The 11988-nt window shown below is 71.7% G+C and carries 11 protein-coding genes and 2 tRNA genes; 7 read left to right on the top strand and 6 right to left on the bottom strand.

Features of this window, described 5'->3' with window-relative positions:
* Positions 1 to 7 precede the first annotated feature (7 nt).
* Positions 8 to 658, bottom strand: a complete 651-nt coding sequence (locus ACH4VO_RS01300; RefSeq protein ID WP_360997177.1) for an alpha/beta family hydrolase — start codon at positions 656 to 658, stop codon at positions 8 to 10.
* A 27-nt stretch (positions 659 to 685) separates the two neighbouring features.
* On the bottom strand, positions 686 to 1501 hold the full coding sequence (locus ACH4VO_RS01295) for an SOS response-associated peptidase (protein ID WP_360997179.1): 816 nt from the start codon (positions 1499 to 1501) through the stop codon (positions 686 to 688).
* Between the two features lie 74 nt (positions 1502 to 1575).
* Between ACH4VO_RS01295 and ACH4VO_RS01290 the strand changes: the two genes are divergently transcribed.
* The 6 genes from ACH4VO_RS01290 (at position 1576) to ACH4VO_RS01265 (ending at position 6966) form a co-directional block, all read left to right on the top strand.
* Positions 1576 to 2289 (top strand): M50 family metallopeptidase, encoded by a 714-nt coding sequence (locus ACH4VO_RS01290; protein WP_360997181.1) that lies wholly within the window; start codon positions 1576 to 1578, stop codon positions 2287 to 2289.
* Between the two features lie 102 nt (positions 2290 to 2391).
* Positions 2392 to 3771, top strand: coding sequence for a 3-phosphoshikimate 1-carboxyvinyltransferase (gene aroA / locus ACH4VO_RS01285; protein ID WP_360997183.1), 1380 nt, complete (start codon positions 2392 to 2394; stop codon positions 3769 to 3771).
* 4 nt (positions 3772 to 3775) lie between these two features.
* Positions 3776 to 4792, top strand: coding sequence for a ribosome small subunit-dependent GTPase A (gene rsgA, locus ACH4VO_RS01280; protein ID WP_360997185.1), 1017 nt, complete (start codon positions 3776 to 3778; stop codon positions 4790 to 4792).
* 168 nt (positions 4793 to 4960) lie between these two features.
* Positions 4961 to 5284: a multidrug efflux SMR transporter gene (locus tag ACH4VO_RS01275; RefSeq protein ID WP_069170818.1), complete on the top strand. Its 324-nt coding sequence runs from the start codon at positions 4961 to 4963 to the stop codon at positions 5282 to 5284.
* A gap of 334 nt (positions 5285 to 5618) precedes the next feature.
* Entirely contained in the window at positions 5619 to 6419 is an 801-nt protein-coding gene (gene hisN / locus ACH4VO_RS01270; RefSeq protein WP_360997186.1) for a histidinol-phosphatase, read from the top strand.
* Positions 6420 to 6543: 124 nt separating this feature from the next.
* Positions 6544 to 6966, top strand: coding sequence for a CBS domain-containing protein (locus tag ACH4VO_RS01265; RefSeq protein WP_360997187.1), 423 nt, complete (start codon positions 6544 to 6546; stop codon positions 6964 to 6966).
* Positions 6967 to 7214: 248 nt separating this feature from the next.
* On the opposite strand, the gene ACH4VO_RS01260 is transcribed toward ACH4VO_RS01265, so the two are convergent.
* The gene (locus tag ACH4VO_RS01260) at positions 7215 to 8684 is read right to left on the bottom strand and encodes a catalase (protein WP_360997189.1); all 1470 of its coding nucleotides are present in this window, start codon (positions 8682 to 8684) and stop codon (positions 7215 to 7217) included.
* Positions 8685 to 8827: 143 nt separating this feature from the next.
* On the opposite strand from ACH4VO_RS01260, the gene ACH4VO_RS01255 reads away from it, so the two are divergent.
* Entirely contained in the window at positions 8828 to 9247 is a 420-nt protein-coding gene (locus ACH4VO_RS01255) for a Fur family transcriptional regulator (protein ID WP_360997191.1), read from the top strand.
* A gap of 157 nt (positions 9248 to 9404) precedes the next feature.
* Here ACH4VO_RS01255 and ACH4VO_RS01250 read toward each other — a convergent pair.
* From ACH4VO_RS01250 to ACH4VO_RS01240, 3 genes are all read right to left on the bottom strand, one after another.
* Positions 9405 to 9478 (bottom strand) — tRNA-Met (locus ACH4VO_RS01250).
* A gap of 93 nt (positions 9479 to 9571) precedes the next feature.
* Complete coding sequence (locus tag ACH4VO_RS01245; protein WP_360997193.1) at positions 9572 to 11680, bottom strand: tetratricopeptide repeat protein; 2109 nt, start codon at positions 11678 to 11680, stop codon at positions 9572 to 9574.
* 214 nt (positions 11681 to 11894) lie between these two features.
* Positions 11895 to 11968, bottom strand: a tRNA-Met gene (locus ACH4VO_RS01240).
* Positions 11969 to 11988: the final 20 nt, after the last annotated feature.

Raw genomic sequence — 11988 nt, 5'->3', positions numbered from 1 at the left:
CACCCCGTCACCGGAGTCCCTCCAGCCACCCGGCCACCGCCGCGGTGAGCACGTCCATCGCCCGGTGCGCGGCCGGCGGGGCCTTCTTGGGCACGGCGAAGCCGTGGTCCGCGTACGGCACCTCGACGATCCGGTGCGCGCCGGCGGGGAACTCCTCCGGGCGCCCGAACGGGTCGCGGCCGCCCTGCACCACGAGGGTGGGCACCCCCGTCCCCAGCAGCTCGTCGGCGCGCGACTTCTCCGGGCGGCCCGGCGGGTGCAGCGGGAAGCTCAGCGCGAGCACCGCGTGCGCCCCCAGCTCACCCGCCGTGCGGCAGGCCACCCGGGCCCCCGCGCTGCGGCCGCCGGCGACGACGGGCAGCGCCGGTGCCGTCAGAGCCGGCCACAGTCCGCGCCAGCCGGCGTCGAGGGTCCGGGGTGCCGGCGCCAGCTTCTTTCCCGCCACCCGCCAGGGCTGTTCCACCAGGGCGGTGGTCACTCCGCGGGCGGGCAGGGCGGCCGCGAGGGCCTGGAGGTCGCGGGCCTCGACACCGCCTCCCGCGCCGTGGCCCACGGCGAGCACCAGACGGGCGTCCTCCGCGGGGAACCAGGTGATCCTGGCCGTCCCCGTGTCCGTCCCGACGGTCTCGGTCCTTCGTGTCGTCCCTGTGCGGCTCACGGACTCATCCTGCCGGATCCCGCCTGATCAGAAGAGTGTGCTCATCTCCGGCGCGGCCAGCTCCTCGAGCAGTTCCGGACCGTTGTTGCGTACGTTGCTGACCGCCGTGGTCACCGGGTAGGCGCGCATCAGCCCGCCGGGCGGCGGTTCCAGCAGCGCCTTCAGTTCCCCGATGTCGGTGCGCGACGGGTCGAGCCAGTCGTCCCAGCGGTCGGGAGTGAGCATGAGCGGCATCCTGGGGTGGATGTCGGCGAGCGTGGCCGGCCCCTCGGCCGGGGCCACGGCGAGCGGGGACGTCTCCGCCTCGGTGGTGATCACGGAACAGGTCACCCACCAGGCCCGGGGATGGTCGTCGGGCAGGGACGGATCGCGCCAGAACTCGTAGAGGCCGGCCATGGCGAAGACGGAGCCGTCGGCGGGTGTCACGAAGTAGGGCTGCTTGCGGGGGCGCTTGCGCTTCCCCTTCTCCTCCAGCTGCCGCTCGTCGGCGCCGGTGACCCACTCGTAGTAGCCGTCGGCGGGCAGGAGGCAGCGCCGGGACACGAAGGGGCGGCGGAAGGACGGCTTCTCGTGGACGGTCTCGGCGCGGGCGTTGATCATGCGGGCACCGCCCTCCGGGGTTTTCGACCAGGACGGCACGAGTCCCCACGTCAGTGTGCGCATCTGGCGAACCGGACGTTGGTCGTCCGCGTCCTTCACAGGACGTTCCAGGATCGCGTAGACCTCCTTGGTCGGGGCCACGTTCCAATCCGGTTCCAGGGTCTCCGTCGGGTCCCACTTCTCGACACCGAAGAGCCCGGTCAGATCCTCCGGCCGCCGGCTCGCCGCATACCGTCCGCACATAAGTGCCAGACTGCCACGACTCGCACGTCGAGCGGACACCACTGCCGTACTCACCTCAAGGAGCCGCCCGCACCATGGACAGCACCGCACTGGGCGATCTGTGGGATCGCGTCTTCGGCACCCAGCCCGCGCCCGAGCAGTGGCTGGTGGTCGTGACGGCCACCGTGGCACTAGCCGCCGTGGTGCCCGACCTCATATGGCGGCTCTCCCGCAACGCGATCACCATCGCCCACGAGGGCGGCCACGGGCTGGTCGCCCTGCTCACCGGGCGTCAGCTCTCCGGCATCCGTCTGCACTCGGACACCAGCGGCCTCACCGTCAGCCGCGGCAAACCGTCCGGCATCGGCATGATCCTCACCGCGGCGGCCGGTTACACGGCTCCCCCGCTGCTCGGCCTGGGAGGCGCCTGGCTGCTGTCCGCCGGGCGGATCACGCTGCTGCTGTGGCTGTCGACCGCACTGCTCGCGGTGATGCTGGTGATGATCCGCAATCTCTACGGCGCGCTGACCGTCATCCTCACGGGGACGACGTTCCTCCTGGTGTCCTGGCTGACCTCGCCCGACGTGCAGTCGGCGTTCGCGTACACCGTGGTCTGGTTCCTGCTGCTGGGCGGCGTGCGGCCGGCGTTCGAGCTGCAGTCCAAGCGCCGCCACGGCGGTGCGCCCGACTCCGACGCCGACCAACTGGCCCGGCTGACGCACGCCCCGGCGGCGATGTGGCTCCTCCTCTTCCATGCGGTCTCGCTCTGCTCGCTGATCGGCGGCGGACGCTGGATGCTCGGGCTCTGAGGTCCGACGCAGCCGAGCCCCTTTACCATCCCCTTGTTACGCCCTGATTTCGTCCTATTTGTTCAGGCTCTGGGATTGCGGTGAGCCACTAAAGTGAGGGGCATGACCGAAAGCTCCGCGCACCCCGCCCTCTGGCCCGCCCCCCGTGCGACCGGGGCCGTCGACGCGACCGTCACCGTGCCCGGATCCAAATCGGTCACCAACCGCGCTCTCGTCCTCGCCTCCCTGTCCTCCGAGCCGGGCTGGCTGCGCCGCCCGCTGCGCTCCCGCGACACCCTGCTGATGGCCCAGGCGCTGCGCGCGATGGGCGTCGGGATCGAGGAGGGGGTGGGTCCGGACGGGTCCGGTGAGGCCTGGCGCGTCATCCCGGCGGGCCTGCACGGTCCGGCCGCGGTCGACGTCGGCAACGCGGGCACGGTCATGCGTTTCCTGCCTCCGGTGGCCTGTCTGGCGGACGGCCCGGTCCACTTCGACGGGGACCCCCGCTCCTACGAGCGCCCCCTGCACGGGGTGATCGACGCGCTCAAGAGCCTGGGCGCCCGGATCGACGACGACGGACGCGGGGCACTGCCCCTGACCGTGCACGGCGCCGGTGCGCTGGACGGTGGTCGCGTGGCGATCGACGCCTCCTCGTCCTCCCAGTTCGTCTCCGCGCTCCTGCTGTCCGGCCCCCGCTTCAACCAGGGCGTGGAGGTCCGCCACACCGGCTCGGCCCTTCCCTCCATGCCCCACATCCGGATGACCGTCGACATGCTGCGCGCCGTCGGTGCCCAGGTCGACGAGCCGGAGACCGGCGGAGAACCGGACGTCTGGCGCGTCTCCCCGTCCGCGCTGCTCGGCCGCGACCTGACGGTGGAACCCGACCTCTCCAACGCCCAGCCCTTCCTGGCCGCCGCGCTCGTCACCGGCGGGCGCGTCACCGTTCCCGACTGGCCGCTGCGCACCACCCAGCCGGGTGACGCTCTGCGGGAGATCTTCACCGCGATGGGGGGCAGCTGCGAGCTGACCGAGCGGGGCCTCACCTTCACCGGCTCGGGCCGCGTCCACGGCATCGACGTCGACCTGAGCGAGGTCGGTGAGCTGACTCCGGGGATCGCGGCGCTGGCGGCGCTGGCCGACTCCCCGTCCACCCTCCGCGGCGTCGCCCATCTGCGGCTGCACGAGACCGACCGCCTGGCCGCCCTCACCAAGGAGATCAACGGCCTCGGCGGCGACGTCGTGGAGAGCGCCGACGGACTGCTGATCCGGCCCCGCCCGCTGCACGGTGGCACCTTCCAGACGTACGACGACCACCGCATGGCGACAGCGGGCGCGCTCATCGGCCTCGCGGTGCCCGGAGTCGAGATCGAGAACATCGGCACGACGGCCAAGACGCTGCCGGACTTCCCGGAGATGTGGTCGGGCATGCTCGGGGCCGCCCCCGGGGCGGTCGGCGTCTCACCCGGAACCACCGGGACCGCCCCCGCGCGGCGCGAGGTCTGAGCCGATGCGCCGTTACGGGAAGAACCCCGACGAGGACGACATCCGCGTCCGTCCCAACCGCAAGGGCAACCGGCCCCGCACCCACACCCGCCCCAAGCACGAGGACGCCCTGGACGGCATGGTCCTCACCGTCGACCGCGGCCGGCTCACCTGCCTGGTCGACGGCCGCACCGTGATGGCGATGAAGGCCCGGGAGCTGGGCCGCAAGGCGGCGGTGGTGGGTGACCGGGTCTCCCTCGTGGGTGACCTCTCCGGGGACAAGGACACCCTGGCCCGCATCGTCCGCATCGGCGAACGGCGCTCCGTACTGCGCCGCACGGCCGACGACGACGATCCGTACGAGCGCGTGGTCGTGGCCAACGCCGACCAGCTCGCCGTCGTCACCGCGCTCGCCGATCCCGAACCGCGGCCCCGCATGATCGACCGCTGCCTGGTGGCGGCGTACGACGGAGGCCTCTCCCCGCTCCTCGTCCTGACCAAGTCCGATCTGGCCTCCGCGGACAGGCTCCTGGAGGCGTACACCCCGCTGGGCGTCCCCTACATAGTCACCAGCCGCGAGGAACTGGAGAACGGCGACGCCGCGGACCGGGTGCGCGAACTGCTGGACGACCGGGTGACCGCCTTCGTCGGCCACTCCGGGGTCGGCAAGACGACGCTGGTCAACGCCCTGGTTCCGAAGGACAGGCGCCGGACCACCGGTGTGGTCAACGCCGTCACCGGGCGCGGCCGGCACACCACGACGTCGGCGCTCGCACTCCCGCTCCCCGACGCCCGCGGCTGGGTGATCGACACCCCGGGTGTGCGGTCCTTCGGGCTGCACCACGTGGACCCCTCCCGGGTCATCAACGCCTTCCCGGATCTCCAGCCGGGTACGGAGAACTGCCCGCGCGGCTGCACCCACGACGGCCAGGAGCCTGAGTGCGCCCTGGACGCCTGGGTGGCGGAGGGGCACGCCGATCCGGCGCGGCTGGACTCGCTGCGGCGGCTGCTCTCGACGCGGGAGCGTCGCGAGGGCGACTGACGGGCGGCGGTTCGGACGGGCGGCACGCTCGGCGGGGTAGGCCCGGCGGGCGGAGGCCCCGGCGACAGTGCCGCCCGACTCGCGCACGTTTGCGAGCCGTCACGGCTGGTAAGGGCATAATCGCGTCGAGCGAGACGAAGCCGTCACCTATGTGGGAGGCACCTGACGATGGCGTGGTTGCTGGTCGTGGTCGCCGGACTGCTCGAGACCGGCTTCGCCGTGTGCCTGAAGCTCTCCCACGGGTTCACCCGGCTCTGGCCCACCATCGCGTTCTGCGCCTTCGCCCTCGGCAGCTTCGGCCTGCTGACCCTGTCCCTCAAGAAACTCGACGTCGGCCCGGCGTACGCGGTGTGGACGGGCATCGGCGCGGCAGGCACCGCGATCTACGGGATGGTCTTCCTCGACGACGTGGTCTCGACGCTCAAGCTGGTGTCGATCTCGTTGGTGATCGTCGGTGTGATCGGTCTGCAGCTGTCCGGCTCCTCGCAGTGAACCCGCGCTCCCTGCCCTGCCTCCTCGGCGGCACGGCCGCCGCACCAGGACCTCGTGGGCGAGCGACGCCGCTCCGCACGCGTACCGATCCGACGGCGTGGGCCTTGGCACGTCAACCGTGTGCACGGCCGTCCACGCGGAAGGGGACGGCCGACGGAGCGCGGCCTCCCGCGCCCACGGCAGTCGCCGCCCGCAGCACCGGAGCCCCGGCGCTGCGGAGTTGACGAGCCCGGACGCCGTCGAGGGGCCGCACGACACCCGGCCGACGCTCTCCCGCCCGGCGGGGACGCGGGGCCGTGTAGCCCGGTCGGGTGCCGGTGGATACTGTGACGGCATGCCCGACTACCACGATGATCTGCGCCTGGCCCACGTACTGGCGGACGCCGCCGACGCGGCGACGATGGACCGGTTCAAGGCTCTGGACCTCAAGGTCGAGACCAAGCCGGACATGACCCCGGTGAGCGAGGCGGACAAGCACGCCGAGGAGCTGATCCGCGGACATCTGCACCGGGCGCGGCCGCGCGACGCCATTCTGGGCGAGGAGTACGGGGTCGAGGGCACGGGACCGCGGCGCTGGGTCGTCGACCCGATCGACGGCACCAAGAACTACGTACGGGGTGTCCCCGTGTGGGCGACGCTGATCTCCCTCATGGAGGCGGGCGAGGACGGCTTCCAGCCGGTGGTCGGCGTGGTCTCCGCGCCGGCGCTGAACCGCAGGTGGTGGGCCGCCAAGGGTGCGGGCGCCTTCTCCGGCCGCAGCCTCACCTCCGCGACGCGGCTGCACGTCTCGCAGGTCGAGCGGATCGCGGACTCCTCGTTCGCCTACGCCTCGATGACCGGCTGGGAGGAGCAGGGGCGGCTCGACGGGTTCATGGACCTGACGCGGGCCTGCTGGCGGACGCGGGGGTACGGGGACTTCTGGCCGTACATGATGGTCGCCGAGGGAGCGGTGGACATCTGCGCGGAGCCCGAGCTCTCCCTGTGGGACATGGCCGCGAACGCGATCATCGTCCAGGAGGCGGGCGGCATGTTCACGAGTCTGGACGGCGTCCCCGGCCCGGGCGGCGGCAACGCCGCGGCCTCCAACGGCCTGCTGCACCACGAGTTGCTCGGCTATCTCAACCAGCGCTACTGAGTGCTCCGCGCGCCCCCTTGTCGTGCCACTTCCGGGGTGCAACTCTGAGGCCCCCCACTTGTGAACTTGTGAATCGACTCACGAGAGTTGTTCGCACGTCACTCCTCGAAGGAGGTGGCTCCCTTTGCTCGTACGTGACGCCATGAGCACGGTTGTCCTCACCATCGGACCCGCACACACACTCCGCCAGGCGGCCCGCCTGATGTCGGCCCGCCGTATCGGAGCGGCCGTCGTCCACGACCCCGACCACTGCGGCCTCGGAATCATCACCGAACGCGACATCCTCAAGGCGGTCGGCTCCGGACAGGACCCTGACGTGGAGACCGCCTCCACCCACACCACGACCGACGTGGTCTTCGCCTCCCCCGCCTGGACCCTCGAGGAGGCCGCCGAGGCGATGACGCACGGCGGTTTCCGGCACCTGATCGTGCTGGACGGTGACGGGCCGGTGGGGATCGTCTCGGTCCGCGACATCATCCGGTGCTGGACGCCGGCCCGGCGGCCCCGCGCCGGAATGGTTCTCGGGCCCGCGTCGCCGACACCCTGACAGCGGTGGGCCGGATCCCCGGAAGAACCTTCCGGGGATCCGGCCCACCGCCTTGCGGTTGAGCGCCCTCGGACACGTCTCCACAGGAGGGTCGCCCTGCCCGGAGGGCAGGCCCGGCGACGTCCGGTGCGTGCGACCGACCGGCGGAGGGTCGCCCCGATACCTGAAGTGCCGGGGCGACCCGACAACGCGGCGTGTGTACGTGCCGGGTGTCGCCGGGCGGAGGGTACTTCCCGAAAAACCCGGCCCTAGCCGCGCAGGGCCTGGACCGCCGCCTCCAGCCGCTTGCCGAAGTCTCCGTCCGCCTGACGGAAGTTGTTGATCGCGCGATCGGCGATGTCGTCGCGCGAGACCTTCGCGATGAAGCCGGAGAGATTGTCGATCAGGCGGCCCTTCTCGTCCTCCGACATCAGCCGGTAGAGGTTCCCCGCCTGGACGAAGTCGTTGTCCTCGGCGTGCACCGCGGCCTCGTGGTTGCCGGTGCTGCCGGTGACCGGAACCGGCTGCCACAGCGGCCGGTCCGTCTGGAACGGGCCGCCGAAGCTGTTCGGCTCGTAGTTCTTCGCGCCCTTGTGACGGCCGTCGTACAGGTAGCCGTCACGGCTGTTGGTGCGCGCCTCCGTGGCATGCGGGCGGTTCACCGGCAGGTGGTCGGCATTGATGCCGACGCGGTAGCGGTGCGCGTCGCCGTACGCGAAGAGACGGCCCTGGAGCATCTTGTCCGGGGACGGGCCGATACCGGGCACGAAGTGCGCGGGGCTGAAGATCGACTGTTCGACCTCGGCGAAGATGTTCTCCGGGTTGCGGTTGAGCTCGAGCTTGCCGATCTCGATCGGCGGGTAGTCCGCGTGCGGCCAGACCTTCGTGAGGTCGAACGGGTTGAAGCGGTACGTCGCCGCCTCGGCCGCCGGCATGATCTGCACCTGCACGGTCCACGTCGGGAAGTCGCCGCGCTCGATGGACTCGCGCAGGTCGCGCTGGTGGCTGTCCGGGTCGACACCGGAGAGGCGGACGGCCTCCTCCGTGGTGAGGTTCTTGATGCCCTGGTCGGTCTTGAAGTGGTACTTGACCCAGAAGACCTCGCCGGCCTCGTTGTTCCACTGGAAGGTGTGCGAGCCGAAGCCGTCCATGTGGCGGTAGGAGGCGGGAATGCCGCGGTCACCGAAGAGCCAGGTCACCTGGTGCGTGGACTCCGGGGACAGCCCCCAGAAGTCCCAGACGTTGTCCGCCTCCTGCGAGCCCGTGTACGGGTCGCGCTTCTGGGTGTGGATGAAGTCCGGGAACTTGATGGCGTCCTTGATGAAGAACACCGGGGTGTTGTTGCCGACGAGGTCGTAGTTGCCCTCCTCGGTGTAGAACTTCAGCGCCCAGCCGCGGGGGTCGCGCACCGCGTCGGCCGCGCCGAGGTTGCCCGCGACGGTGGAGAAGCGCAGGAACGTCTCGGTCTGCTTGCCGACCTCGGAGAGGAACTTCGCCCGCGTCCACTGCGAGACGTCACGGGTCAGCGTGAACGTGCCGTACGCACCGGCGCCACGGGCGTGCACGACACGCTCCGGGATGCGCTCCCTGTTGAAGTGGGCGAGCTTCTCCAGAAGCGCCTGGTCCTGGACGAGAACCGGTCCACCCGGGCCAGCGGTCTCGCTGTTCTGGTTGTCGGCTACCGGCGCGCCGGCCTCCGTGGTGAGCGGTCCCTGCGTCACGTGCGCCTCCTGCGTCATGTCCTGCACAGTCGTGGTCTGCTGCGCAGCCTGTCCCTTGGCGTCTGCCGGTCTCGATCCTACGATGGACTTTGTCTAAGTCAAGTGAACATCCAAAGTCACACCCATTCGGGACTCGGTCCCTCCACTGTTAGGCTGGAGCCATGAGTGACCTCCTGGAACGACTTCGTGGACGCGGCTGGCGCATGACGGCCCAGCGGCGCGTCGTGGCCGAGGTTCTTGACGGAGAGCACGTGCACCTGACGGCGGACGAGGTCCACGCGCGGGCGGTCGACCGGCTCCCGGAGATCTCGCGCGCCACCGTGTACAACACCCTGGGCGAGATGGTCTCCCTGGGCGAGGTCATCGAAGTCTCCACGGACCGGCGCGCCAAGCGGTACGACCCGAACGCCCACCGCCCCCACCACCACCTGGTGTGTGCGCGCTGCGGAGCGATCCGGGACGTACACCCCTCCGGCAATCCGCTGGCCGATCTGCCGGCCGCCGAGCGGTTCGGCTTCACCGTCTCCGACGTGGAAGTGACCTACCGCGGCATCTGCCCTAACTGCGCGGCCACGGCCTGAGTCCACCGGGCTCCGGCCGGCGGCCGCGGAGACGCACGCCTCCCAGGACGTACGACACCGCCCCGCTCGCACAGAAACCGGCCGTTCGCGAAGTCGGCTGCTCGCACACAACGACCGAGGCCCGGATCCTTGAAAGGATCCGGGCCTCGGTCGTCAGTAGCGGGGACAGGATTTGAACCTGCGACCTCTGGGTTATGAGCCCAGCGAGCTACCGAGCTGCTCCACCCCGCGTCGTTGTGAGTGCAACGTTACGGCACCCCGCCGACCAGCGCAAATTCCTGCGCCGGACACGGGACCCGCCCGCCACGGGCCCGCCGTCCACCGTCACGCGGTGAGCTCCTGGTGCAACGCCTCCAGCAGCCGGGCGGCCCGCTCGGTCACCTCCGCCGGCCCGAGCTCGACCGCCCGGGCGCACCAGCGCTGCCCCTCGGTGAGCTCGCCCCTGCGGGCGGCGAGCAGCGCGAGGCGCAGCGCCGCACGGCCGTGCCCGTCGTTGGCCGCACGGCTCCACCACAGGGCCGCCTCCCGTTCACTGCCCTCCCGGGCGAGCAGGAGGCCGAGGTTGAACGCCCCGTTACGGCTGCCGGACTCGGCGGCCTCGCGGTACCAGCGGGCCGCGCTCTTCATGTCGCCGCGCGCGGCCGCGAGCATCCCCGCCCGGACCTGGGCCCGGCGGTGGCCCTGCTCGGCAGCCCTCTCGTACCACTCCTCGCACTCTGTCTTCTCGGGGGTCGGCTCCCCCAGCCCCGGCGGGCCGGGGGGCGGCTGCCGCAGGTCGAGGACACCGGCCAGCCGGAAGGCGGCCTCGGCGCTGCCGCCGCCCGCCGCGCAGCGCAGATGGCGCTCGGCCTCCTGTTCCTCGCCGTCCCGCAGCAGCGCCATCCCGACCTGGAGCGCCGCGTCGGTGTGCCCGGCCGCCGCCGCCCGCCGGTACCAGTCCAGCGCCGCACGGTCCTCGTCGCGTCCGGCGTGCAGGATGCCGAGGTTGAAGGCCGCGTCCACGCTGCCCGACTCGGCGGCCTTGGAGAACCAGGGCTCCGCGCCGGTCGCGTCACCCGCCTGGAGCAGCAGCACGGCCAGCGCGTTCGCCGCCTCGCGGTGCCCGGCGTAGGCAGCCCGGCGGTACCACTGCTCGGCCTGCGCGACGCGGTCCTGGGCAGCGCAGAGCAGGCCCAGGTTGTACGCGCCGTTGATGTCACCCGCGTCCATGGCGGCGCGGTACCAGCGCTCGGCCGTCTGCTGCTCGCCCCTCGCGGCGTGGAGCGCGCCCAGAGCGTTGGCGGCGTTGCCGTCGCCGTGCTGGGCGGCGCGCAGCCACCACACGGCGGCGCTCTCCTCGTCCCCCGCGTCGCGCAGCAGGAAGCCGAGGGCGCAGGCCGCGCGGGCCTCGCCGTCCTTGGCCGCGGTGAGGTACCAGCGGCCGGCCTCCTTGAGTTCACCGCGCTGCTCGAGGATGGCCCCGAGGTGCAGGGCCGCGCGGCGGTGCCCCCGCGCGGCGGCCTGCCGGTACCACTGCTCCGCCTCGCGGGCCCGGCCGGCCGCGGCGCCGGCGACACGGCTGTCGCGCCTCCCCCGGGCGCCGCCGTCCAGGGCGAACCGCGAGACCGCGCCGGCCTCGCGGCCGAGCCCGAGTGTGTCGTGCGGCTCACCGGCGGCCGTGCGCTCGAGGGCGCGGGCCAGGCGGTAGGCGGCCTCCCGGTGCCCCTGTTCGGCGGCGGCGCGCAGCCAGCGCTCCGCACCGAGGTCGCTGCGGTGTTCCAGCAGGTCGGCCAGGGCGTACGCACCGAGGGCGTGGCCCTGCTCGGCGGACTGGCGCAGCCAGTACTCGGCGCCCGGCTCGTCCCCGCGCTCACGGAAGTGGCGTCCGAGGGCATGCGCGGCGGCGGCGGAACCGGCGACCGCCGCGATGCGCCACCACCCTGCCGCCTCGTCCGCGTATCCACGCTGGTGGAGCAGTACACCCAGGTTGTTGGCCGCAGCCCGGTCGCCCTCGGCGGTGGCGGCGCGCAGATAGGCCTCTGCGGCGTCCAGATCGCCTCGTCGCAGCAGGAGCGCCCCGAGGACGCTCATCGACGCGATGTCGCCGGCCTCCGCCGCACGCCGGTGTCTCGCCTCCACCTCGTCGGCGTGGTCCGCCGTATCGGCCGTGTCCGTGGTGTCCGCCGTGTCCGTGGTGTCCGCCGTGTCACCGGTGTCCGTCGTGGCGTCGGTGATCGGAGCACCGGTGAGGTCCACGGCACCCTCGGCGTCACTCGCCCGGGCCCTGGTCGTGGCGATGGACGTGAGGCCGGCACCGACGCCGTCAGCGGCTCCGGCGCGCTCGGCGACGGCAGCGGCGAATACCGCATCTGCCACCTTTTCCGCCGCTCGGCCGCGTCGCTGCACAAACCGCCCTGTCTCCAACAGAGTTGCCCTGTCCCCCATAAATACCATCGTCGCACCACCCCCAACCCGCGTACACCTGGAATATCGCGGCCAGCGAGGTCACTTCAGCGTTTTGTCGACATGCCCACAGGGAGACAAGTCAAACACGTCCAGCAGCAACTCATGCCCTTCGAACCGCACTTCACCCGGACAACGTGAGAAAATCCGGCCCGGCATGACGAAGGCCCGGATCCTTGGAAAGGATCCGGGCCTCAATCTTCAGTAGCGGGGACAGGATTTGAACCTGCGACCTCTGGGTTATGAGCCCAGCGAGCTACCGAGCTGCTCCACCCCGCGTCGTTGTGTTCAAACCGTAC

It is taken from the genome of Streptomyces sp. NPDC020780 (genome assembly GCF_044334475.1).
In the GTDB taxonomy this organism is placed as follows: Bacteria; Actinomycetota; Actinomycetes; order Streptomycetales; family Streptomycetaceae; genus Streptomyces.
The sequence above is the reverse complement of the archived record's forward strand: the minus strand, read 5'-3'. Positions and strand labels throughout refer to the sequence as shown.